This is a genomic window from Segatella intestinalis (assembly GCF_029348455.1).
Classification (GTDB): Bacteria; Bacteroidota; Bacteroidia; order Bacteroidales; family Bacteroidaceae; genus Prevotella.
Map to the genome: position 1 here is coordinate 145,431 of NZ_JARJVV010000005.1, position 25,579 is coordinate 171,009.

At 51.1% G+C, this 25,579-nt stretch carries 15 protein-coding genes and 1 pseudogene; 8 read left to right on the top strand and 8 right to left on the bottom strand.

Annotation, left to right across the window (positions count from 1 at the left end; all coding sequences use genetic code 11):
• Positions 1-96 precede the first annotated feature (96 nt).
• Positions 97-2,265, top strand: a complete 2,169-nt coding sequence (locus P3T48_RS04830; RefSeq protein WP_276505846.1) for a helix-turn-helix domain-containing protein — start codon at positions 97-99, stop codon at positions 2,263-2,265.
• A 118-nt stretch (positions 2,266-2,383) separates the two neighbouring features.
• Here the strand turns inward: P3T48_RS04830 and P3T48_RS04835 are convergent, their stop codons facing one another.
• Positions 2,384-4,600, bottom strand: a complete 2,217-nt coding sequence (locus P3T48_RS04835) for a RelA/SpoT family protein (protein WP_276505847.1) — start codon at positions 4,598-4,600, stop codon at positions 2,384-2,386.
• 125 nt (positions 4,601-4,725) lie between these two features.
• On the opposite strand from P3T48_RS04835, the gene P3T48_RS04840 reads away from it, so the two are divergent.
• The gene (locus P3T48_RS04840) at positions 4,726-6,252 is read left to right on the top strand and encodes a DUF4301 family protein (protein ID WP_276505848.1); all 1,527 of its coding nucleotides are present in this window, start codon (positions 4,726-4,728) and stop codon (positions 6,250-6,252) included.
• 99 nt (positions 6,253-6,351) lie between these two features.
• Here P3T48_RS04840 and thrC read toward each other — a convergent pair whose 3' ends face one another.
• The 4 genes from thrC to P3T48_RS04860 all read right to left on the bottom strand — a co-directional run bounded on the left by thrC (position 6,352) and on the right by P3T48_RS04860 (position 12,508).
• A complete protein-coding gene (gene thrC / locus P3T48_RS04845) occupies positions 6,352-7,653 on the bottom strand; it encodes a threonine synthase (RefSeq protein WP_276505849.1) in 1,302 nt (433 codons plus the stop codon).
• Between the two features lie 7 nt (positions 7,654-7,660).
• Positions 7,661-8,980 carry a cofactor-independent phosphoglycerate mutase gene (locus tag P3T48_RS04850; protein ID WP_276505850.1) on the bottom strand — a complete coding sequence of 440 codons (1,320 nt, stop codon included), beginning with the start codon at positions 8,978-8,980 and terminating at the stop codon, positions 7,661-7,663.
• Positions 8,981-9,012: 32 nt separating this feature from the next.
• Positions 9,013-11,448 carry a bifunctional aspartate kinase/homoserine dehydrogenase I gene (thrA, locus tag P3T48_RS04855; protein ID WP_276505851.1) on the bottom strand — a complete coding sequence of 812 codons (2,436 nt, stop codon included), beginning with the start codon at positions 11,446-11,448 and terminating at the stop codon, positions 9,013-9,015.
• A 190-nt stretch (positions 11,449-11,638) separates the two neighbouring features.
• Positions 11,639-12,508: a tRNA threonylcarbamoyladenosine dehydratase gene (locus P3T48_RS04860; protein ID WP_276505852.1), complete on the bottom strand. Its 870-nt coding sequence runs from the start codon at positions 12,506-12,508 to the stop codon at positions 11,639-11,641.
• 602 nt (positions 12,509-13,110) lie between these two features.
• On the opposite strand from P3T48_RS04860, the gene P3T48_RS04865 reads away from it, so the two are divergent.
• The 6 genes and pseudogenes from P3T48_RS04865 to P3T48_RS04890 all read left to right on the top strand — a co-directional run bounded on the left by P3T48_RS04865 (position 13,111) and on the right by P3T48_RS04890 (position 20,620).
• A complete protein-coding gene (locus P3T48_RS04865; RefSeq protein ID WP_276505853.1) occupies positions 13,111-13,467 on the top strand; it encodes a P-II family nitrogen regulator in 357 nt (118 codons plus the stop codon).
• A gap of 96 nt (positions 13,468-13,563) precedes the next feature.
• Positions 13,564-14,832 (top strand): ammonium transporter, encoded by a 1,269-nt coding sequence (locus P3T48_RS04870; protein ID WP_276505854.1) that lies wholly within the window; start codon positions 13,564-13,566, stop codon positions 14,830-14,832.
• A gap of 208 nt (positions 14,833-15,040) precedes the next feature.
• A complete protein-coding gene (locus P3T48_RS04875; protein ID WP_276505855.1) occupies positions 15,041-16,108 on the top strand; it encodes a metallophosphoesterase in 1,068 nt (355 codons plus the stop codon).
• Between the two features lie 36 nt (positions 16,109-16,144).
• Positions 16,145-18,968: pseudogene (locus tag P3T48_RS04880) on the top strand (TonB-dependent receptor).
• 191 nt (positions 18,969-19,159) lie between these two features.
• Positions 19,160-19,525, top strand: a complete 366-nt coding sequence (locus P3T48_RS04885) for a hypothetical protein (RefSeq protein WP_276505856.1) — start codon at positions 19,160-19,162, stop codon at positions 19,523-19,525.
• Between the two features lie 72 nt (positions 19,526-19,597).
• Positions 19,598-20,620 carry an iron chelate uptake ABC transporter family permease subunit gene (locus P3T48_RS04890; RefSeq protein ID WP_276505857.1) on the top strand — a complete coding sequence of 341 codons (1,023 nt, stop codon included), beginning with the start codon at positions 19,598-19,600 and terminating at the stop codon, positions 20,618-20,620.
• 1,175 nt (positions 20,621-21,795) lie between these two features.
• On the opposite strand, the gene P3T48_RS04895 is transcribed toward P3T48_RS04890, so the two are convergent.
• From P3T48_RS04895 to P3T48_RS04905, 3 genes are all read right to left on the bottom strand, one after another.
• Positions 21,796-22,242, bottom strand: a complete 447-nt coding sequence (locus P3T48_RS04895; RefSeq protein WP_217757837.1) for a LexA family protein — start codon at positions 22,240-22,242, stop codon at positions 21,796-21,798.
• A 181-nt stretch (positions 22,243-22,423) separates the two neighbouring features.
• Positions 22,424-23,779 (bottom strand): Y-family DNA polymerase, encoded by a 1,356-nt coding sequence (locus tag P3T48_RS04900; protein WP_276505858.1) that lies wholly within the window; start codon positions 23,777-23,779, stop codon positions 22,424-22,426.
• Positions 23,776-25,410 (bottom strand): ABC-F family ATP-binding cassette domain-containing protein, encoded by a 1,635-nt coding sequence (locus P3T48_RS04905; protein ID WP_276505859.1) that lies wholly within the window; start codon positions 25,408-25,410, stop codon positions 23,776-23,778. The genes P3T48_RS04900 and P3T48_RS04905 overlap by 4 nt, the downstream gene beginning before the upstream one ends.
• Between the last annotated feature and the right edge of the window lie 169 nt (positions 25,411-25,579).

Here is a 25,579-nt window from a genome sequence, read left to right on the forward strand (position 1 = left end):
TTTTAACTCTCTATGCTTACTCTTGTTGAATAAAAATAACTATCTTTGTGCGATAATTGAACCTATTTTCGTCACACATTAAAAATACACAGCAAGATGGAAATGAACGATGAGTCCCTGAAAGCCTGGGACATTATAGAGAAGACGAGTGCCAATTTGTTTCTTACAGGTAAGGCTGGTACAGGAAAGACAACCTTCCTAAAGGAACTCAAGCGCAGGTCGCCAAAGCGAATGGTGGTTCTGGCTCCTACAGGAATCGCTGCCATCAATGCCGGTGGTGTGACCATTCATTCCTTCTTTCAGCTGCCCCTTTCGCCTTATCTTCCGGGTACTACATTCGCTGGTGGGGAGAAGAAGCGGTTTCAATTCAGCAAGGTGAAGCGAAACATCATTCGTACGATGGATCTCTTGGTCATCGACGAGATCAGTATGGTGCGCAGCGACTTGCTTGATGCCATCGACTCGGTGATGCGCCGTTATCGTAAGCACGATCTGCCCTTTGGCGGCGTTCAGTTGCTCATGATAGGCGACCTGCAGCAGTTAGCTCCCGTAGTGACAGAACATGAGGAAAGTATGTTGCGCCAGTATTACGACACTCCTTTCTTTTTTTCGAGCAAGGCGTTGCAACAGGCAAGCTATCTCACCATAGAACTGCAGACCGTCTATCGTCAGCAGGACGAGAGGTTTGTGGCGCTTCTCAACCAGATAAGGGAGAACAAGGCAAGCGACGAAACCCTTGCTGCACTTAATCAACGTTATATTCCCGATTTTCAGCCTCCTAAGGGTGGTGACTACATTCGGCTTACTACACATAATATACCTGCTCAGCATATCAATGAGCAGGAATTAGGCAACTTACCCTCTCAAGTATATAGTTTCACGGCAGAGGTGGAGGGCAACTTCCCCGAGACGTCCTATCCTGCCGATTTCAAGCTGCTGCTGAAGAAGGGAGCTCAGATTATGTTTATCAAGAATGATGCTGACCACCGGTTCTATAATGGTATGATAGGCGAGGTGACGGCTATTGATAACCAGGAGATCAGGGTCATGGGAAAGGACAATGGCGAAGAGTTTATACTGGAAAAGGCAGAATGGAGCAACTCGAAATACACACTCAATGAGCAGACGCAGGAGATAGAGGAAACCGTGGAGGGCACCTTCCGACAGTATCCCGTTCGACTGGCATGGGCCATCACTATCCACAAGAGTCAGGGACTTACCTTCGAGCATGCCATCATTGACGCCTCGCGATCCTTTACCCATGGTCAGACCTATGTGGCGCTGAGCCGTTGCAAATCGTTGGAGGGAATGGTGCTCAGCAGCCCTTTGTCTCGTTCTGCCATCATCAGCGACAGTACCGTCGATTCGTACAACGATCGTATGGTTTCTCCTACGAAGGAGCAGATTGCTACGCTGCAGCAGCTCTATGTTCAGCAATGTATAGCCGAGCTTTTCGACTTCCGTTCCCTGCAGCAAAGCTATGACTTGCTGTTGCGTTGCTTGGTGGAGTATTTCATGAGCAATTATCCACGACTCGTAGGCGAGTATCAGAAACTTGGGGTGGTGCTGAAGAGTCTGGCTGCTGTTTCCGACAAGTTCAGGGTGCAGTATTCCTGCATGCTGAATGCCAATCCCGATGTGAGCGATGAGGCATTGCAGGAGCGCATACACAAGGCTGCTCAATACTTCTGGCAAAAGACTGGCATACTGATTGACCTGCTGAAGAAGACGAATGTGTCGACCGACAACAAGACAGCGAAGAAACAGTTTGCCGACCGATTCGGGACCTTTGCCGATGAAACGCTGCTCAAGCAGTCGCTCCTGCGTTATGAGCAGGAAGCCGAGTTCTCGGTGAGCGACTATCTGAAGAAGAAAGCGCTGTTTATTCTCTCGCGTACAGACGAGAAATCAACGGGGGCGGGTAGTGGTCGTAAGCGCAAGTCGGCAACCATTGAGCCCAAAGAGCCTAAGGCTCCCAAGACGCCTACTCGCCAGATTACTCTCGACCTCTTCAAGGAGGGCATGAATGTGCAGCAAATAGCCACAGCCCGCGGACTTGCCCAGAGTACCATCATCTCTCATTTGTCACATTATGTGCGTGAGCGTGAGATTGGTCTCAGGGCTCTCATCTCTTCGAGTCGCGAAAAGAAGATTCGTGGCTTTATGCAGGCTCATCCTGAAATGAAACAGATTTCAGAAATCAGGCAAGCCATGGGTGGCGACTATGAGTATTGGGAAATCATGCTTGTCAGGGATGTGGAGTAGTAAAAATACACAAAAAAAATGAAAGTACTTGCGATGACCAACGCAAGTACTTTCAACTGCTTATGAAAGTGCTTTCAACTGCCAACGCAAGTACTTTCATTTTTTATGGGTATTTGGCTTAAATTCTCATGACTTGTTTTACACCCTTGACAGCACTCAACTTTTTGATGAGAGCTTCGGTGCGTGAGGCGTCATCAATCATCACGGTGATGTTGCCCGAGAAGAGACCGTCTTTCGACGAGATGTTGATGCCTCTCATCACGAGCTTATCCTCTTTGGATATGATGTTGGTGATGTTGCTCACGATTCCAATATCATCATTGCCGATGATTCGCAGGGTAATGGCGTACTTGGAGGTTCCCTTGCCGCTCCACTTTGCCTTGACGATGCGATAGCCGAAACGTCGCTGCAGTTCCTTGGCATTGGGACAGTCGCAGCGATGCACCTTGATGCCTTTGCTTACGGTGACGAAGCCGAAGATGGGGTCGCCATAGATAGGGTGGCAGCAATGGGCCAACTCGAAGTCTATTCCCTTCAGATTTTCATCGATGACGAGCACGTCGTCGTTCTGTCGCATCATTTCCTCGGTAGGATTCTCATACTCGAACTCGGCAGCACTGGCGGCAGGACGTGTGGTGTTGGTCACGTTCAGGTCGTGGTCGCGTTCGGCGATGTATTTCTCAATGATGCTGTTGGGGTCTATCTTCTCCTCGGCAATGTCCTTGTAGAAATCAGAGTTCTCCTTGTAGCCCATCTTCTTGATGGTGCGTGCCATGATGCTCTCCTCTATTTCCAACTTTCTGTTCTTGAATCGTCGCTCCAGGAGTTCCTTGGCAAAGAGACCTTCCTTCTTCTGTGTCTCCTTGATGGCGAGGCGGATCTTGGCCTTGGCTTTCGAGGTCTTCACGATGTTGATCCATTCCTGACGTGGCTTCTGGTTGCTCTGTGTCAGAATCTCTATCTGGTCGCCCGAGTGCAGCTCTTGTCTGAAGCTTACTGCGCGCCCGTTGATCTTTCCTCCCACACAGGTGTTGCCGATACGTGAGTGGATGTAGTAGGCGAAGTCGAGCACCGTGGCTCCCTTGGGGAAGTTGAGCAGGTCGCCCTTAGGTGTAAATACATACACCTCGTCTTCCTTCAGGTCCATCTTGAACTGGTCCATCAGCTGCAGGTCGTCGTTGTTCTCGAGTGCGCTTCTGATGTTGGCGAGCCATTCGTCGATGCCTCCCTTCTCGCTCTTGATACCTTTATAGCGCCAATGGGCAGCCAGTCCGTGCTCAGCAATCTCGTCCATACGCTCTGTGCGAATCTGTACCTCCACCCATTTGTTCTCGGGTCCGAGCACGGTGGTGTGCAGACTCTCGTAACCATTGCTCTTAGGCACAGAGAGCCAGTCGCGCATACGTTTAGGGTTGGGCTGATACATGGCCGTGATGAGAGCGAACACCTGCCAGCACTGCATGTATTCCTTGTCGCGTGGCGAGTCGAGGATGATGCGGATGGCAAAGAGGTCGTACACGCCCTCGAAGCCGCATTGTTGCTTCTTCATCTTCTGCCAGATGGAGTGGATGCTCTTGGTGCGTCCCTTCATGTGGTATTTCAGTCCGGCAGCATCCAACTTCTCCTGTATAGGCTTGATGAATCGTGCTATGTAGGCGTCGCGCGAAGCCTTTGTGGCGTTGAGCTTCTCCTTAATCATATAGTAGGCATCGTGCTCCAGATACTTCAGACTCAGGTCCTCGAGTTCGCTCTTCAGTTTGTACAGACCCAGTTTGTGGGCGAGGGGAGCGTACAGATAGCTTGCCTCTTCGCTCACACGCTGCTTAGCTTCGAGCTGGTCGGTGTCTCTGATTTGCCGCATCATATTGACACGGTTGGCTATCATGATCAGGATCACACGCATGTCTTCCGAGAACGAGACGAGCAGGTTGCGGAAGTTCTCGCTCTCGATGACAGGATTGCGCTTGTAGAGTTCGTTGATTCTCAACAGACCGCGGATGATGTGCGCCACGCCTTCGCCATATTTCTTCTCTATGTCGTCGAGCGTCTGATAACCGTCCACCACACTGGTCTGCATCAGGATGGCGATTACTCCGTCGCGTCTGAGTCCTATTTCGTTGACTGCTATCTCGGCTGTCTGCAGAGCATACAGTATGGGATTGAGCCCAAAGACATCTCGGCTTATCTGATGGTTGATGAATGCGTGATGAATATCTTCTCTAATCAGTTTCTCATCCTGGGCGCTGAAAGTGTTGCCGACGGCAGTACGCAATCGTTCCAGGATGGTGAGGGTTTGTTCCCTTTCTTCGGGTGTAAAAGTGAATTTTTCGTCCATAATTCGTCCCTTTTCTTAAAAACTTATTGCAAAGGTACAAAAAATCGTCATAAAATTTCTTTTTTTCAAAAAAACTTACTACATTTGTAGCACAACTAAAGAAAAAATAACATAAATATGGTATCATGAATCAGCAAGAACTAACCCAAATTGCAGCTCGCGGCATTTCGGAGCAGCAAATAGCAAAACAATTGGAGCAAATCAAAAACGGTTTCCCTTTCCTTCGTCTCGAAGGTGCTGCAGCCATTGGTAAGGGAATTATGTCTCCCGACGCAGAGGAGGTAAAGAAGTATGAACAGGTGTGGGACGAGTACAAGAAGCAGGGTCACCGCATCGTGAAGTTTGTGCCGGCATCTGGTGCGGCAAGCAGAATGTTCAAGAATCTCTTTGCGTTCCTTGATGCGCTTTATGATGTGCCTACAACCGATTTCGAGAAGCATTTCTTCGACAATATCAAGAAGTTTGCCTTCCGCAAGTCTCTCTGCAGAAAGTGCAAGGAGAACGAGGGCAGCTGCGTATGCGACCTGATCAAGGCTGGCAAGTACAAGGCTGTGGTGGCAAACCTGCTGAAGGCAAGCGGACTCAACTATGGTCAGTTGCCTAAGGGTTTGCTGCAGTTTCATGAGTATTCCGACGAAGAGGTTCGCACCCCTATGGAGGAGCACCTGGTAGAGGCTGCGCTTTATGCCAGCAGTAACGGTGAGGCAAATGTCCACTTTACCGTTTCGCACAATCATCTGGAGCTCTTCGAAAAGATGGTGGCAGATAAGGTAGAGGGCTACGCCAAGAAATTCGGTGTGAAGTACAACATCTCTTTCTCTGAGCAGAAGCCAAGTACCGACACCATCGCCGCCAATCCCGACAACACTCCCTTCCACAATGAGGATGGTTCGCTGCTCTTCCGTCCAGGCGGTCATGGAGCGCTGATAGAAAATCTGAACGAAATAGATGCCGACGTGGTGTTCATCAAGAATATAGATAATGTGGTGCCCGACCGTCTGAAGGCCGACACCGTGACCTACAAGCAGGTGATTGCCGGCATCTTGGTTTCGCTGCAGCAGAAGTCATTCGAGTATCTGCGCGTTCTCGACTCGGGTACTTACAATCATGAGAAGTTGGAGGAGATTATCCGATTCCTGCAGCGCGACCTGTGCTGCCGTCGTGCCGACATCAAGGAACTGGAGGATGCTGACCTGGTGATTTATCTGCGCAAGAAGCTGAACCGTCCGATGCGTGTATGTGGCGTGGTAAAGAATGTGGGCGAGCCTGGTGGCGGACCTTTCCTTACCTACAACAGCGACGGAACGGTGAGTCTGCAGATTCTGGAAAGCTCACAGATCGACAAGAACAACAAGCAATACATGGATATGTTTGCGCAGGGCACTCACTTCAATCCTGTAGACCTTGTTTGCGCTACTAAGGACTATAAGGGCAACGATTTCGACCTGCCTAAGTATGTGGATCCCAAGACAGGATTTATCAGCAACAAGAGCAAGAACGGCAAGGAACTGAAGGCGCTCGAGCTGCCCGGTCTTTGGAATGGTGCGATGAGCGACTGGAACACGGTGTTCGTAGAAGTTCCTCTCAGCACTTTCAACCCAGTGAAGACGGTCAACGACCTGCTTCGTGACCAGCATCAGGCAAAAGCTTAATACAACATACGTACAATAAAACTTCACCCATCCTCCAACTCAAAACAGAGAAGAAGGATGGGTGAAGTTTTTTTATGTGTTTGTGACTGTAGAATCTTCTTATTCGTTCATCAGATAGTTCTTGAATGAAGCGAAGTCCTTTGTCATTTCGATGCTCTGCTTCTTGCCCTTCATGAACTCGGCAAGGCGTGCTGGAATCTCGATGTCGGTGCCCAGGATGCTGTCCACCTTCTCCTTGAACTTGGCAGGATGGGCAGTCTCGAGGAACACACCAACCTCGCCTGGCTTCAACTGTTCCTTCAAGGCACGATAACCGCAAGCTCCATGAGGATCAAGCACATACTTGGTGTCTTTGTAACATTGCTTCATGGTCTCGGCTATCTGCTCGTCCTTGTATGTGGCACCGCTGATGTAGGCTGTGATGGCCTCGTGGTTGCCCTTGTAGAGGTCGTAGATGCGGGCGAAGTTGGATGGGTCGCCCACGTCCATGGCATTGGCTATTGTGGCCTTGCTGGGCTGAGGATTGTACTCGCCAGTCTGCAGATAGTTGTAGAAAATATCGTTGGCGTTGTTGGCAGCTATGAAGCGATGGATGGGCAGTCCCATCTCATGACCGAAGAGTCCGGCTGTGATGTTGCCGAAGTTTCCGCTGGGCACGCAGATCACCAACTTGTCTGCCAGTCCCTTCTCCTTCATGCGTGCATAGGCGTTGAAGTAGTAGAAAGCCTGAGGCAGGAATCGTGCCACATTGATAGAGTTGGCCGAGGTGAGCTTCATGTGCTTGTTGAGTTCCTCGTCCATGAAAGCCGACTTGACAAGCGCCTGGCAGTCGTCGAACACGCCATCCACCTCGAGGGCTGTGATGTTCTGTCCGAGGGTGGTGAACTGGCTTTCCTGAATCTTGCTTACCTTCCCCTTAGGATAGAGCACATAGACGTGAATGCCGTCAACACCGAGGAATCCATTGGCTACAGCCGAACCTGTATCGCCCGAAGTAGCAACGAGCACGTTGACTTCCTCCTTGCCTTCCTGACGCACGAAGTACTGCAGCAGACGGGCCATGAAGCGCGCGCCTACATCCTTGAAGGCGAGGGTAGGGCCATGGAAAAGCTCCAAAGAGTAGATGTTTGGCTCTACCTCTACCACAGGGCAGTCGAAAGCCAGTGTGTCGTAGACGATCTTCTTCAAAGACTCTGCATCGACGTCCTCGCCGAAGAAGGCGTCAGCCACCTTGTAGGCAATCTCCTGGAAGGAGAGTTTCTCGATGTTGTCGAAGAAGTCCTGTGGCAACTTCTTGATGATTTCTGGCATGTAGAGACCACGGTCTTCTGCCAGTCCTTTTACTACCGCCTTGTGAAGATCGGCGATGGGTGCTTTCTTATTTGTTGAATAATATTTCATTTTGATTTTAATTGATTGCCATAAATGTGTTCATGAATTCCTGCAGTTGCAGCAGTCCGTAGCAGCCTCTCACGCAGCTAACCTCGTCGTACTTCTCTACGCTGTCGGGCTCGATGCCGGGATAGTAGATGATGAACGGTACGGGCTCTTTCACGTGGGTGCGGATCTCTACCGGAGTAGGATGGTCGGGCAGGATGGCGATGCATACTGGCTCGTCCCAAGTGCTTACCTCGTCGAAGATTGGTTTGATGAGTCGCTGGTCGAGGTTCTCGATGGTTTTGAGTTTCAATTCCAGGTCGCCGTCGTGGCCAGCCTCGTCGCTTGCCTCTACGTGCACATAAACGAAGTCGTCGCCGTCCTTCAGCGCCTGGATAGCTGCTGCTGCCTTTCCCTCGTAGTTGGTGTTGGCAAGACCGGTAGCGCCCTCAACGATGATGTTGCGCAGTCCGGCGTAATGGCCGATGCCTCGTATCAGGTCTACTGCAGAAATCACAGAACCCTTCTTGATTTGCGGATACATCTGCGAGAGGGTGAGCATGTGCGGACGATAACCGCCGCCCCAAGGCCAGATGATGTTTGCCATGCGCTCGCCACGCTCCTTGCGCGCTACGTTGAAAGGATGGCTCTCCAGGATTTCCTGACTCTTCAGAATCAGCTCGTTCAGAAGGTCGGCTGTCTGCTGGGCACTCATGCGATATTCGTCGCTCAGGATACCGCCGTTCTCAGCCACATCCTCGGCAGGAGTCTTGTCGCTGTTGCCGGCAAGAAGAGCCTCGTCAACACCTTCCATCGGTTTCACCAGCAGCGGTTTCCACTCTTCGTTAGGATGATCGTGAGGAGGAGCGCAATCTACATATTTGTTTCCGCCCTTGATGATCAGAAGATGTCGATACTGGATTCCGGTGATGAATTTCACGATGCCGGGATACTGGCTGGCAAGCTTCTCGTTGAGGTACTTGATGAGCACGACGGCGTCTTCTGTCTCCAGGTTTCCGCCGTTGTGGGTCACGATGATTCCATTGTTCACGTTGATGATGTTGCAGCGCAGAGCGAAGTCGTTAGGACTCATCTCGTAGCCGATGCTTGCAGCTTCGAGCGGTCCGCGTCCCTCGTAAACCTTGTTCTGGTCGTATCCCATGATAGAACTGTTGGCAACCTCAGATCCAGGATGAAATCCGTCGGGTACGGTTACCAGTCGTCCAGTCTTTCCTTTCTTTGCCAGCATGTCCATATAAGGTTTGTTGGCGTATTGCAGGAGAGTCTTGCCTCCCAGTCGTTCTACAGCGTGGTCGGCCATGCCGTCGCCAAGTATGATAATATGCTTCATAATTGTTATCCTTTCTATCTGATAAGACAATATTAAATATTAGCGATACTCATGATGTTGGCAAACACACCTGCCGCTGTTACGCTGGCACCAGCGCCATAGCCCTGAATCATCATCGGATATTCCTTGTAGCGCTCGGTGGTGAGCAGTACGATGTTGTTGCTTCCCTCCAAGTTGTAGAATGGGTGCTCTGGGCCTACAGCCTGCAGGCCAACGCTTGTCTTTCCACCATCGAGGGTGGCAACGAATCGCCATCGTTTGTGCTCCAGGTCGAGAGTTTTGCGCTTGGCCTCGAAGTCAGCATCCAGCTTTGGCAGTTTCTTCCAGAAGTCGTCTATGCTGCCCTTGAAGTAAGAGTCGGGCACGAAGAGGTGCTTCTCCACATCTTCCTGTTCCACTCTGTATCCAGCCTCGCGAGAGAGGATGACGAGTTTTCGTATTACGTCCATTCCGCTGAGGTCGATGCGTGGATCGGGCTCGCTGTAGCCTTTCTCTTTGGCCATTCGTACGGTCTCCGAGAATGGTACTACGCCTGAGATGGCGTTGAAGATGAAGTTGAGCGTACCAGATAGAACAGCCTCAATCTTAAGGATTTTGTCGCCCGAGTTGCGCAGGTCGTTGATGGTTCCGATGATAGGAAGACCAGCACCCACGTTGGTTTCGAATCGGAACACCACGCCACGCTGTATGGCGGTTTTCTTCAGTCGCTCATAGTTTTCGTATTCGCTTGAGGCTGCAATCTTGTTGGCTGCGATGATGCTCACGTTGTGCTCGAGCAGACTCTGGTAGAGGGCAGCCACGTCCTTGCTGGCAGTACAGTCAACGAAGACGCTGTTGAAGATGTTCATGGCGAGTATTGTGTCTCGCAGCACCTCGGGTGTGCTGGGGTCTGAGTTCTTCAGTTCCTCGCGGTAGTTCTCCAGGTCGAGTCCGTCGCGGTTGAAGATGGCGTTCTTGGATGAAGCGATGCCCACCACGTTGAGCTTCAGTTTGCTACGCTCCATCAGGTCGGCATACTGGTTCTTGATCTGTTCTATCAGCTTGCCGCCTACGGTTCCCACTCCACAGATGAAGAGGTTGAGCACCTTGTATTCAGAGAGGAAGAAGCTGTCGTGCAGCACGTTGAGTGATTTGCGCAGGAAGTCGCTCTTGACGACAAACGAGATGTTGGTTTCTGAAGCGCCCTGTGCACAGGCGATGACCGAGATTCCGCTTCGTCCGAGAGTTCCGAAGAGTTTACCAGCAATACCTGCAGCATGCTTCATGTTCTCGCCCACGATGGCGATGGTGGCAAGTCCGCATTCTGCGTGCATGGGGAACATGGCTCCGTCGGCAATCTCGTTCTTGAATTCCTCGTTGAGCACGCGTACAGCCTCGTCTACGTCCTGCTCGCGCACACCGATAGAGGTAGAGTTCTCTGACGAAGCCTGCGACACCATGAACACGGAGATTCCCTCGTTGGCCAGGGCGGTGAAGATGCGTCGGTTGACACCGATGACACCCACCATCGACAGACCGGTAACGGTAATCAAAGCCGTTCCGTTGATAGACGAAATACCCTTGATGGGTTTCTGGTCGCCGTCAATTTTGTTCTTGATAATGGTGCCTGGGGCATCAGGATTGAAGGTGTTCTTGACCTTGATAGGTATATTTTTTACACAAACTGGGTAGATGGTAGGAGGGTAGATGACCTTTGCTCCAAAGTTGCAAAGCTCCATGGCCTCGATGTAGCTCAGTTCGTTGATGGTATAAGCTGATTTGATGACACGTGGGTCGGCAGTCATGAATCCGTCGACGTCGGTCCATATCTCAAGCACCTCGGCATCGAGTGCTGCGGCGATGATGGCAGCTGTGTAGTCGCTTCCGCCTCGTCCCAGGTTGGTGGTGCGCTCTGTGTGCTTGTCGCGGCTGATGAAGCCAGGCACGAGCGAAATGCGGGGCAGCTCGTCGAAGGTGTCTTTCACCAGTTGAGTGGTCAGTTCGCTGTCGAGGGTGTGCTTTCCACCGATGCGCTCCGTTTTGATAAACTTGCGCGAGTCGAACCACTTGGCGCCACGTATGAGTGTGGCCACAATTTTCGAGCTGAGCCTTTCTCCGTAGCTCACGATGGCATCCTGTGTCTTCTCGCTGAGGTCGTGGATGAGGTAGACGCCGAAGTAGATGCTCTTCAACTGTTCGAAGAGCGAGTCAACCGAAATGAATAAGTTTTCTCTGTCTTTGGTGTCTGTGATGATTGTGTCGATCATCTTGTGGTGACGGTCTACCATGGCGTCGAACTCTGCTTTCCATTGTTCGTCGCCTTTGAGGGCAAGCTGTGAGGTTTGCAACAACTTGTCTGTGATTCCTCCGAGGGCGCTCACGACTACTACAACACTCTGTTTCTTGGCCTCATTCTCTACGATGCGTTTTAAGCTGAGGATGCTTTTTACGGAACCAACCGATGTTCCGCCGAATTTTAATACTTTCATTGCTTGTTTATTTTGGTAATGTAATGCCACCCCCGAAACGACCGGGGCCGAGACAAAACTTGGTTGCAAAAGTAAACAATTTCTATCAAACTGCCAAGGATTTGCTCAAAAAAGTTACAATTTGTTTTTTTTATCCTTGTTTGCGTGCAGTTTTTTATGGGGCCGTATGTTGAGTTTTGATGGAAGCGAATCAGTTTGGGGTGTTTATGATTTTTCCGATGACGATTCCTGCTATTGCCATACCGAAGGAAGCGGTGATGTGGCAGAGCGAGCCGTTGATCTGCGCCTTCGTCGAACACCATTCGTGCTCCACTAACTGCTGGTCGCCGGGAGCGTCGTAGACGGCAGTCTCTGTGCCTCTCTCGCCGCTGAGCAATTTGGCCTTGGGGCAGAGGCAGCCTCCGGTGCCGCAGGCTTTGTTCACGCCCAGGTTCTGCATCGGCTTCTCCTCGCTGTATACGCATTGGAACTTGCGGCGGGGGAAGGTCTTGTCCTTCTTGAATTTCTTGCGCAAGGCCCGTGCCAAGGGGTCGCCCTCTACCTTCCAGAACTCAGCCTTCCTGATCATGAAGGGGTCGCAGCGCAGGGCTGCACCCATGGAGGAGACGAAGGTGATGTTTCGGGGCAGGGCTGTGGCACGTAGAATGAGGTCGGCCTTGTCCTTGAGCGAGTCGATGGCGTCGATGATGTAGTCGTATTCCTCCATGTGGAACTCGTCGGCAGTCTTGGCCTCGTAGATTTTCTGATAGGCTGTGATGTTGGCGTTGGGGTTGATTTCGAGAAGGCGTTCGCGTAGTGCGTCGACCTTCACCTGTCCGATGGTGCGGCTTGTGGCCATGAGCTGTCGGTTGCAGTTGGTCACGCAGACGCGGTCGCTGTCCACGATGGTGATGTGGCGCACTCCGCTTCGCACGAGTCCCTCGGCGCACCATGATCCTACACCTCCTATTCCGAAGATGAGCACGCGTGCTGCCTGCAGTTTCTCAAGATTGTCTTTTCCCAAGAGCAGTTCTGTGCGTCGTTGCATTCCTTGCTCCATTGTTGTTATTTTGTCTCCCATCTTTTCTTGAAAATGTGTAATGTGTTGTGTTTATTGCGTTATTTTTAATTTGCAAAGGTACAAAATAATCACTCAATTTTTGCAAATGGGGAAGTTAAAGAAATTAAAGAAGTTGTCTTTATTCAGGAGTTAAGGAGTTAAAGGAGTTAAGACACTACTCCTATAAGCAGCACGCCCTGAGCTATGAGCTTTTGGGCCTTCAGGGCGTACTTGAACCACATGCAAAACTGCTGTTACCCATTAAACACTAAACTTTAAACTTCTAGCGAGAACTATTAAATTTTGAACGGAGAATATCAAATTTTAAGCGAAAACTTACAAACTGTAAAGTTGAACGGCTGTTCAACATTACAAAGTGTAAGGAAAAATAGGTAGTGATATGAAAAACTGAAACAAAACACGAGAAAAAACAATCAAAATGTTTTCTTTTGTTTCTTTGTGTTGACAAATTGTTGTAATTTTGCAGCCGAAACGAACAATATGTAAAAGAAAGGCTTGGTTTGTGTAACAACCGATGAAGGTCCGTTTCGAAAAAGTGACAATCAATAAAAAAGAGTAACAATCAATAGAAGTATTAACACATTATTAATTATTAAAGGATTATGAAGAAGATAGAGGCAATTATCCGCAAGTCCAGATTCGAGGATGTCAAGAAGGCGCTCTTAGCTGCTGACATCGAGTGGTTCTCTTATTATAATGTAAGGGGTGAAGGCAAGATGCGACAGGCACGCATTTACCGTGGTGTGATGTACGACACGAGCAGTATCGAGCGTGTGCTTCTCAACATCGTGGTGCGCGACAAGAACGTGGAGCCTACTATCTCCGCCATCCAGGGAGCAGCTCAGACGGGCGAAGTGGGAGACGGAAGAATCTTCGTCATTCCGGTAATGGATACGGTAAGAATCAGAACCGGAGAGCGAGGCGACATTGCATTGTATAATGCCGAGAAGGAAGAATAGGGATTAATGTTTAAGGTGTAATGTTTTGTTGGTTTCTGTGACACATGGCATTATACATTAGAGTAATACGTAAACATTAAACATTTTAAAAAAAATATGAGCAGTTTATTATTGACAACACTCGATACGGGTAACACAGCGTGGATGATCATGGCAACCATCTTGGTGCTCTTGATGTCAATCCCAGGTATTGCACTTTTTTATGGCGGTTTGGTTCGCCAGAAGAATATCCTGAGCATTCTGATGCAGACGGTATTCATCGTGGCAGTAGTCAGTTTGATATGGGTGGCCTTCGGATATTCGTGGGCTTTCTCTACCGAATATGCAGAGGCGGGCAATCCTTTGGCCTGCGTCATCGGCGGTTTCGACAAATGTTTCCTTCACGGCATCGGACTGGATGCTCTCATGCCTACAGGCATTCCCGAACTCACCTTCGCGATGTTCCAGTGCATGTTTGCCCTCATTACTCCAGCCCTTATCCTCGGAGCTTTCGCCGAGCGCGTGAAGTTCAGCGGTTATGTGTTCTTCACCATTCTATGGGTCATCTTCACCTATCTTCCCATGGCCCACTGGGTATGGGGCGGCGGATTCCTGCAGGAGATGGGAGCCATCGACTTTGCGGGCGGAACGGTGGTTCACATCAACGCCGGTGTGGCTGCGCTGGTCATGGCGCTGTGTGTGGGCAAGCGCGACGATTACCGTGCCGGTCATCCAGTCACTCCCCACAACATCACCTTCGTGTTTATGGGAATGTCGTTCCTCTGGTTGGGATGGTTCGGATTCAATGCCGGTAGCGGTCTTGCAGCCGACGGTCTTGCAGCCAACGCCTTCCTCGTAACCCACGTCGCTACGGCTGCAGCAGCCACCACCTGGATGCTCATCGACTGGGTGGTCAACAGAAAGCCAACCACGGTGGGTGCTTGTACCGGAGCCGTGGCAGGTCTTGTGGCCATCACACCAGCGGCAGGCAGTACCGACATTTTAGGAGCTTTCTGCATCGGAATTATCTCCACCATCGTCTGCTTCTTCATGGTGGCAGTAGTGAAGGAGAAGTTCAGATACGACGATGCGCTCGACGCCTTCGGAGTACACGGCATGGGCGGTATTCTGGGATCTGTCCTCACCGGTGTGTTCGCCACTCGTTACGTCACGGGTGCCGACGGCGTTCAGGGCGCACTCTATGGCGACTGGCACCAGCTTTGGATTCAGGTGGTAGCCACCGTGGTGAGCATCCTCTACAGCATCGTGGTGACCTACATCATCTTCAAGGTAGTGGACAAGACTGTCGGCGTGCGTGTGGACAAGCGAGTAGAGGAGGAGGGCCTCGACATCTACGAGCATGGCGAGAGTGCTTACAGCAACTGATTTTTGTAACATCTGAACCCATCGGCGGTTCGATCGTCGGTAGATATATAGAGAGAAGGGTTTCCCCCTGTAGAACTCCTGTAACGACATTGTAGCATTCTTTATGGCCTAATTAAAACCGCTGTAACCTTATTGACACATGATAGCCGTACTTTTGCACCCGGAATTTAACAAAGAATATTTTATAGTCATATTTTAAAAAAAGAAAATGGAAAAGAAAATTTCGGGAAAGCATGGCAACAGAGTTGCTGTGATGAAAGAGAGAATGGCAGCTGTGGTTTTGGCTTCAGCATTATTGTTGGGCGGCGGCTTGACTGCAAAGGCTCAAAACACGGCAGTAACCACCTGCTCGCAGAGTGCGGCGACCGCCATTCAGCAGAATCCTAACTGGAAGGCGAATGCTGCAGAATGGCAGAAGCTGAAGGGCGAAATCACACTCTACATGACCAACGACATGGGCCGCAACGGCTATTACGACCAGAAACCCATTGCCGAACTGATGGGCGAGATGGCCGACGTGGTAGGTCCTGAGTGCGTGATTGCAGCGGGCGACATTCATCATTTCAACGGAGTGGCTTCCACCCAGGACCCATTGTGGCTCACCAATTACGAATGGGTTTACTCTCATCCCGAACTGATGCTCGACTGGTTCGCCGTTTGCGGCAATCATGAGTATCGTGGCAACACACAGGCTTTCATGGACTACGGCAAGGTGAGCCGCCGCTGGATGATGAGAGAGAAATATTACACCAAGGTGTTCGACCACAAGGGAACCACCCTTCGCGTGGTGTTCCTCGACACCACTCCTCTCATCGACTCTTACCGCAAGGCCTCTGCCAAATATCCCGATGCCTGCAAGCAGGACGTGGAGGCTCAGCTCGCCTGGCTCGACGAGACCCTGAAGAATGCCAAGGAAGACTGGGTGATTGTAGTGGGCCATCATCCCATCTATGCCTACACCACGAAGAAGGAGAGCGAGCGTCTCGACATGCAGAACCGCCTGTTGCCCGTACTCCATAAATATAATAATGTGGCCATCTACGCCTGCGGACACATCCACAACTTCCAGCACATCCAGAAGAAGGGCGACAACATCGACTACGTGGTCAACTCCTCTTCATCTCTGGCCCGTCCCGTGAAGCCTACCGATGGTACTGTGTTCTGCAGTTCAGCCGACGGTTTCTCGGTCATTTCAGCCGACAAGAAGCAGCTCCGAATGTCGATGATCGACAAGGACGGAAAAATCATCCACACCATAGAAAAGGTGAAGAAGTAAATCCAAATCGAAAAAATCATTATACAGGAAAATTTTATGAATCTCAAGAAAGTATTATTCTCGGCCCTGATGCTGACAGCCACAGGCGCGGCAGTCGCCGTGACAGAACCCGAAAGCAATGTCCTGATGGGCGGAGTCATCAGCGGACGTGTTGTCGACGCAGAGCATCAGGCTTTGCCAGGAGCAACCATCATGGTGGAAGATTTGCATACAGGAGTAACAAGCGATGTGAACGGTTTCTACACCCTGCCCAACATGAAGCCCGGAACCTACAAGGTGAAGGTGTCCTACGTGGGCTATTCGCCCAAGACCTACGTCATCAAGCTGGTGGGCAAGAACGTGGAGCGAAACATCGTCCTGAGCGAGGGCAACGAGCTCAAGGAAGTGGTGGTGAACGGAGCCTTCTACGGTCAGCGCAAGGCCCTGCAGATGCAGAAGGAGAACATGGGTGTGACCAATGTGGTGAGCGCCGACCAGGTGGGCAAGTTCCCCGACTCTAACATCGGCGACGCCCTGAAACGCATCAACGGCATCAACGTGCAGTACGACCAGGGTGAGGCCAGGTTCGGACAGGTGAGAGGCACTTCTGCCGACCTTACCTCGGTGACCGTCAACGGCAACAGAATGCCTTCGGCAGAGGGCGACACACGCAACGTGCAGCTCGACCTGATTCCTGCCGACATGATTCAGACCATCGAGGTGAACAAGGTGGTGACCTCCGACATGGACGGCGACGCCATCGGAGGCGAAATCAACCTCGTGACCAAAAACACCCCCAGCCACCAGGTGCTCAACTTCAACGTCGGTTCAGGCTACACATGGATCAGCGGCAAACCACAATGGGACCTGGCAGCAACATGGGGCAACCGATTCTTCCAGAACCGACTGGGCATCATGGCCTCTGCCTCTTATCAGTATGCTCCCGGAGGTTCCGACAATACCGAGTTCGAATACGAGGAGAACGACGACAAGGAGATAGAGCTCAAAGAGGCTCAGGTGCGCCAGTACTACGTCACCCGTGAGCGTCAGAAGCTACTCCCTGGCTTTAGACTATAAGTTCAACCCCCTGCACAAGATTTCGTTCAAGGGCATTTACAATCGTCGCAGCGACTGGGAGAACCGTTACCGCATCAGCTACAAGAAGCTGAACAGCAAGGCTTCCAAGCAGAGCGTCGTGTTCCAGACCAAGGCGGGCTCGTCTGACCAGAAGAACGCCCGACTGGAGTTGCAGCAGACCATGGACTACACCCTCGACGGAGAGCACCAGCTGGGCAACCTGAAGATGGACTGGGCTGCCAGCTACTCGCGAGCCACCGAGGAGCGACCCAACGAGCGCTATGCTTCCTATAAATATAAATATGGTAAGAGTGAAACCGAGTTCATCGACTTCGGCGACGGCTTCCAGGACGTGGGCGACAAGCAGCCTTACTACGCCAAATCGCTCCCTTCACTCGACGACAGCCACTGGGTGCTCGACGAGCTCAACAACTCCAACCAGGACATCGTGGAGAACGAGTGGAAGGGACGACTCAACTTCACCCTGCCGCTCTGCAAGGGTCTCTACGGCAACACCCTGAAGTTTGGCGCCAAGTACACCAGCAAGAACAAGAAGCGCACCACCTCATTCTTCGACTACGCCCCCGAGGAGGTGCTGGGCGACGACTGGCGCAGCAACACCTCGCTGCAGATTCGCGACGGCTTCATGCCGGGCAGCCAGTATCCTGCCAACTCGCCATTCATCTCGATCGGCACGTTGGGCAAAATCGACTTCAGCCAGTATGAGGGAACAGAGAATTACGAGGAGGAAGCCGGCAACTATAAAATCAGCGAGCAGATAACAGCCGGTTACCTGCGCTTCGACCAGAAGATAGGCAAGAAACTCTCAGCCACCCTGGGTCTGCGCGTGGAGCGTACCGACCTGAAGACCAGCGGCTACAATGTGGACATTCCCGAGGACGGCGACCCAACCATGATGCCTACAGGCGACATCAAGAGTCACTATACAGACCTCCTGCCAAGCCTCTTGCTGAAGTACAAATACTCGGACGACGGAAGCCTCAGAGCCTCCATCACCAAGACCATCTCGCGTCCTAAGTATTCGGCACTTATCGCCAACAAGACCTTCAATATTGCCGACGAGGAGGCTACCATCGGCGATCCTAACACCAAGCCGGCAAGAGCGCTCAACATCGACCTCTCTGCCGACCACTACTTCAAGAGTGTGGGACTGGTGAGCCTGGGACTCTTCTATAAGGACATCAAGAACGTGAACGTGGAGTGGGCTTCCAACAAATACTTGGGCAGCGACCTCGGACTCTCGGGCGACAATGCCGACAAGCAGTTTGCGGTGACTCAGAACATCAACGCCTACGACGCCCGTGTGTATGGTGTGGAAGTGGCTTATCAGCGCGACTTCGGTTTCATCACACCAGCCCTGAAATGCCTCGGCTTCTACGGCAACTACACCTATACTCACAGCACCACGCGCAACTTCAACGAGCGCCTCGGCATCGAGGACGGCGACGACGTGAAGGTGGCAGGCTCGCCTGAGCATACTGCCAATGCCTCGCTCTTCTTCGAGAAGTGTGGACTGAGCCTCCGTCTGTCTTACAACTTCGCTTCTTCGTTCATCGACCAGATGAGCACCAGCCGTGCTCTCGACCGCTACTACGACAACGTGAACTATCTCGACCTCAACGCCAGCTACACCTGGGGAAAGAAGCAGAAGTTTACAGTCTACGCCAACGCCAACAACCTGCTCAACCAGCCTTTGCGCTACTATCAGGGTGAGAAGAACCGCACCATGCAAGTGGAGTACTACGGTGTGAAGATCAACGCAGGTATTAAGGTCAACCTGTAAGGGACACAATCAGCACGCCCTGAAGGGGGCAGCAGCTCTTAGCCCAGGGCGTGCTGCTTACAGGAGTTGTGTCTTAACTCCTGAACAAAGATAAAAATGTCATACGATTGTAACACGTTCTACATCATGGTGTAATATGGCTCTTGTATTTTTGCATCAGAAAAAAAAACATGAATTAAATGATTAGGCTTATGGAACTGACAATGAATCAAGCCAACATGAATCTTGGCAACGCAAACGCAGAGTGGGGCAGTACGGGATGGAGAATGCCCGAGTTTGGCTTTCAGAAGTACGTGGCAGAAGTTGTGAAAAGCATTTTTCACACCATCCACAGCAGTTTTGATTATCACAGCAAGGCAACAACCCGCGAACTGCTTGTCTTCCTGGTCTACGCCGTTGTGCTTCAGGGCGTTCTGATTCCTACCGAGTCTTACACCACGCTTCATGCCGATGCGAGCATGATGGCAGCAGCAGGCCTTGCCGACCTCGTGGCCTGCATCATTCCAGGCGTCGCCTTGGTGTGGAGATGGATAAAAAGCCATTCGAAACTTCAATAAATTTTTTGCTGGTTGCAGGAAAAAATGTAACTTTGCAGTCGTAACATTTTCAAAAGACTCAAAGCTGCATTTATGAAAAGTCCCCAAACCATCGTCGCCCTTACGGCAGCAACCCTGTTGCTGGTTGTGCTCTTCGTGCTCAACCTCGCCATGGGAAGCGTCAGCATTCCCCTGGCCGACGTATGGGCAGTTCTTACAGGAAACGTTACGGGAGAAGCGTCCGACACCTGGCGCTTCATCATCATAGAGTCGCGACTGCCTCAGGCCTTCATGGCGCTGATGGGAGGAGCGGCTCTTGCTGTTAGCGGACTCCTGTTGCAAACCACCTTCCGCAATCCTTTGGCGGGTCCCGACGTGTTTGGCATCAACAGCGGAGCAGCCCTTGCGGTGGCAGTCGTCATGCTGGGCATGGGCGGCAGTCTGTCGGCAGGATCGCTCTCCCTGGCGGGTTATGCGGCGGTACTGTTTTCGGCTTTGGTGGGCGCCTTGGCGGTGACGGCGCTCATCTCGGCCCTTTCGGCTGTAGTGCGCAGCAGCACCATGCTGCTCATCATCGGTTTGATGATCGGTTATCTGGCCAACAGCGCCATCACGCTGCTCAACTTCTTTGCCACGAGCGAGGGCGTGAAGTCTTACACCGTCTGGGGAATGGGCAGTTTCGGCAACGTCTCGCTCTCCAGCATCCCTGTGGCAGCCGTGGTGATCGGTCTTTTCCTCCTGGCAGCTTTGGTGCTTGTCAAACCTCTCAATGCCTTTCTCCTGGGCGAGCTGTATGCAGAGAACCTGGGTTACGACACCCGCAAGCTCCGTCTTCTGCTGCTCCTTGTCACAGGCGTTCTCACCGCCACGGTCACCGCCTTCTGTGGACCCATCGCCTTCATCGGTTTGGCCACGCCCCATATCGCGCGTCTCTTCGTCACGACCGAGAATCATCGAGTTCTCTTGCCCTCCACGATGCTCTTGGGTTCGGTCATCGCCCTGCTGTGCAACTGGCTTTGCGCCCTTCCCACCCAGAACGGCATGATTCCCCTCGGAGCAGTCACCCCACTTCTTGGTGCCCCCGTCATCATCTTCGTGCTGCTGAAAAGGAGGTAGTTTAACATTATCTTCTTGTTTTGTAAAAGGAAAAAACTCATAGAGGCAGCACGCCCTGAAGGGGGCAGAAGCTCTTAGCCCGTACATAAACTACTTGCGGAACTTGAGTAAAGTTCAACTAATGTTTCATTGCGCTGGGTATTTTCAACGCTGAGTGTTGTCTCATACTCCTCTAAAATTCCCCTTTAGTGGTAGAGATTCCTCTGAGCGAAACAGGGAATCGTGGGAGCGAATGTGACGATTGCCGCATTCGCTCCCATGTATTTTGCATTCGCTCCCACGAATCTCTGTTTCGCTCCCATGAACGTCAGATTCGTTTTGGCAGAATCGTCTGTAATCCTTAAACAGAGTGGGCTCTCTGCTTCTTCTCTTCTGAGGTTTCTCAACTTCTCTCTTCTGAGAGTAAGGTAATCTCAGCTTCTTTCTCTGCCATTTCTTTGGACAGTAAAAGCACTTGTTCTATTTCTGCATCTTTGGCCATATGTTTGTTGTTTAGATTTCGATTGCAAAGTTCGGCATTTTTTTTGTAACCGTTGTTATCTCCTATATGAGACAACAATGTTAATTATGTTATAAAAGTTTAGTATCTCTTAACTCTCGGGGCATCTTCTTTCCATCATGCCAAAATGCCGGGCAAAAAACAACTTTGGGGATTAGAAGCACTTTTTCTAATCCATTTTTCTTGCGTCCCCCTTATTATCAATACTTTATACTATTTTTCTCGCGTTGTTTATATATAAATGTTGAAATGAATCGGCACGGCAGCAGTTTTGGTAGTAATAACTGTTCAAAAAGGGTAGTAAATTCTGTTTCCATCCACTTTTTTAGTTGTGGATTTGGTCGGGTTTGGCGAAGTGCATCCACAGGGGATGCGCCCTTTTTGGGAGTGCCCAAATCCCCTGTTTTTGGCCCCGCATCCCCTGTTTTGGGTCCCGCATCCCCTGTTTTGGGGTGGCAAATCCCCTCATTTCTCCACTTTTTTCGTTTTCTTTTACATCGATTTTGTGTTTTTCTTCATGATTTTTGCATATTTTCCCATATTTTTGTCAAATTTTCTGCTTGCGCAAACGCAAATTGGCAGATTTCGGGAGTTTGCCCAGGGCCGCACCTTCCACCTCACCAAGGGCGACTTGACAGGAATGAGCCTGATTTTGTATTGTGGTCATTTCTTTATGTTATTCCGCTATGCGATGAATGACATAGGTGACGACGCCCCATATCATGAAGCGGTTGGTCTCGTCGACACGGATGGGAGTGTAGGCCTTGTTCCAGGGAATGAGCCAGCCGAAGGTTCCGCTTTCGTCGATCTTGAATTGCTTGATGGTAAACTCGCCATCTACGAAGGCTATGACGAAGTTGCCGTTGGATGGTTCTATCTGGCGGTCGACGATGGCAAGGTCGCCGTCAAGGATGCCAGCTCCTGTCATGCTGTCGCCTGATATGCGGACATAAAAGGTTGCCTCACGATGACGTATGAGTACTTCGTTGAGGTCTATTTCTCCTTCCATATAGTCTTGGGCAGGTGAAGGAAAGCCTGCTTTCACACTTTGTCCTGCAAGGGGAATCGGTAGTCTTTCTCCGATTCCGGCTGCATGAATGGTTAGTTTTATCTTGTCTTCCATATTTTTATTCAAGTTTCGCAAGTTCAGGAGTTAAAGGAGTTAAAGGAGTTATCGCTCCCTGCGGTCGCTGAGGAGTTAAGACGAATGCTTCTCTAATTCTTGATAAAAACAAAAAAAAAAACCTCTTCATTTCCACAAAAGCATTTGTCTTAACTCCTTTAACTTCCTGATATGCGAAAGTTCAGTTCTTTACTCTTAATATCTCGTCGATGTTTGTTGTAAACCGTTGCGACATGTATTCCCGTTTCAGGTCGAAGCGGCAGGCGGTGCCTTGTATGGCCTGGCGGATGGTGCCATGTCCGTTCTTGCGGTTGATGGCATCTATGGCTTCCATGAGTGCTTTCTGACGATGGCGGTCTATGGGGTCGAAGAGGTCTTGCTGACGGGGATTGTCTGGTGATATTTGCCAGAGTATGACGCCTGCTTTCTTGAACCGGAATGCCAGCTCGGGACGGTCGGGACGACTGTCGATGGGCTTGGGATAGCGGCTGCGCAGAATGGTAAGGGCTGCTCCTACTATCTCGTCTTGAGCCTGCGTGGCTATGGGGAGTACGAGGGAGTCGTGTAGGGTGTATTCGGGGGCGTTGCCGTTGAAACGAGATGTCCAGGCAAACACGGTAATGCCTTGACACACACTGCCTTGTCGGCGCAACTTCTCGGTGCATCGTACGGCAAAGTTGGCCACGGCTTCTTCTATCACGTCTTTGTCGGAAATGCCTTCATCGGAGAAACTGCGACTCGTGCAGATGCTCTTCTTCTGGGGCAGTTCGTCGATGTTGATACAGCTCTCTCCATTCAGCTCTTTCCAGGTTCTTACTGTGGTGATGTTGAAGTGGCTTCTCACCCAACTCTCTTTCTTGTCGGCAAACTGGGCTGCTGTGTGTATTCCCATGTAGTCGAGTCGGCGGGCTGTCTGCCGGCCTATTCCCCATACGTCTTCTACGGGGAAGAGCGTGAGGGCCTTGTGGCGCCGTTCGTCGGTATCGATGATGCAGCATCCCTGGTAACCCTTGTATTTCTTGGCAAATTTGGAACCTATCTTGGCAAGTGTCTTGGTCTCGGCTATTCCTATCGAAATGGGGATGCCGACAGCCCGGAGTACATCGCTGGAAATCCTTGCGCCATAGCGATGCAGGATGGGGTCGTCGACCGATGCTGTCTGGTGGCGCTTGTTGTCGGAATCCTGTAAGAAGAAAGCTTCTGCCATCGACTCGTCCACCTCGAAGAAGCTCTCGTCGATGGAATATTGGTCGATGTGTGGCGAATAATGGGAGAGCATTGACATCACTCTGTTTGACAGGGAGCCATAGAGGGTGTAGTTGCTCGAGAAGATGGCTACGCCTTCTGCCTCGAGCTTGCTCTTCACCTGATAGAAGGGGTCGCCCATCTTGTAACCCAAGGCCTTGGCTTCTTCGGAACGGGCAATGACGCATCCGTCGTTGTTGCTCAGCACAACAACGGGCTTGCCTGTCAGGTCGGGGCGAAACACCCGCTCACACGAACAGTAGAAATTATTGCAATCTGCCAGACCTATCATTTCTTTTCGAGCTCCTGTAGACTTTCCATTTTCTTGGTTTCGAGGAATTCGTAGATGCCGCAGAGATGTTCGCGTACTCGTCCGTGACCGAACTCGTAGACTTTGCTTACGAGTCCATCGAGGAAGTCGCGGTCGTGGCTTACTACGATCAGCGTGCCGTCGAAATCCAGCAGGGCCTGCTTTAGCACATCTTTTGTCCTGAGGTCGAGGTGGTTGGTGGGCTCATCGAGGATGAGTAGGTTAACGGGCTCCAAGAGGAGCTTGAGTATGGCAAGGCGTGTGCGCTCGCCTCCCGAAAGGACTTTAACCTTCTTGGTAGAGTCTTCGCCACCAAACATGAATGCGCCCAGAAGGTCGCGTATCTTGTTGCGTACTTCGCCCTTTGCCACATCGTCTATGGTCTGGAACACGGTAAGCTCGCCGTCGAGGAGCGAGGCCTGGTTCTGGGCGAAGTAACCTATCTGTACGTTGTGGCCCAGTTCGAGTTTGCCCTGGTTCTGCAACTGGCCCATGATGCATTTCACCAACGTAGACTTACCCTCGCCATTACGGCCTACGAAGGCTATTTTGTCGCCCCGTTCTACCGTGAGGTTCACTCCGCTGAATATCTTCTTGCCGTCGAACGACATGGCCACATCGCTCATCTGCACCGGGTAGGCGCCGCTGCGAGGGCTGGGCGGGAACTTAAGGCGAAGGCGGCTTGTGTCTTCTTCGTCCACCTCGATGAGTTGCAGTTTCTCGAGCATCTTCACCCGGCTCTGTACCTGGAAGGTCTTGGAGTAGGTGCCTTTAAAGCGCTCGATGAAATCTTTGGTCTCGGCTATCATCTTCTGCTGTTCCTCGTATTTCTTCATCTGCTGTTCGCGGCGCTCCTTGCGAAGCTCAAGATACTGGCTGTATGTGGCTTTGTAGTCGTATATGCGCCCCATCGTCACCTCGATGGTGCGGGTGGTGATGTCGTCGACAAACTTGCGGTCGTGACTGATGACTACCACGGCCTTGGAACTGTTGATGATGAAGTCTTCGAGCCAGCCGATAGACTCGATGTCGAGGTGGTTGGTAGGCTCGTCGAGGAGCAATACGTCGGGCGACTTCAACAGCAGTTTGGCCAGCTCGATACGCATGCGCCATCCTCCCGAGAACTCGCTGGTGGGGCGGTTGAAGTCGGAACGCTCGAAGCCGAGGCCGAGGAGTGTCTTCTCTACATCCTCCTCGAAGTGGCTCATGTCTATGGCATAGAATTTCTCCGAGAGGGTGGACACTTTCTCGATGAGCTGCATATAGTTGTCGCTCTCATAGTCGGTACGTGTGGCGAGTTCGTCGTTGATGCGGTCGATCTCTGCCTGTATCTCATGTAGATGTGCGAAAGCCTGACAGGTTTCCTCGAATACGGTGCGGCCGTCTTCTGTCATCAGGTGCTGTGGCAGATAGGCTATCACGCAGTCCTTGGGGGCCGAGACGGTGCCTCGTGTGGCGGTGCGTACGCCTGCGATAATCTTGAGCAGGGTGCTCTTGCCTGCGCCATTCTTGCCCATCAGGGCTATACGGTCCTTCTCGTTGATCTGAAAGGAAATGTCTTTGAATAGGGTGGTGCCGCCAAACTCGACGGTCAGTCCATCAACTGTAATCATATTTGTTTTCTTCTGTCTATATTATAAATTATGGTGTTCATCGACTTTGCTTTCTGTTTTCTGATAATAATGAACATATCGATGTTTCAGAATGCAAAGGTACAAATTAAATTCTGAAAAATATTCAAAAAATCAGCCATTCTTAAGGATATTACTAAAGAAATGATTA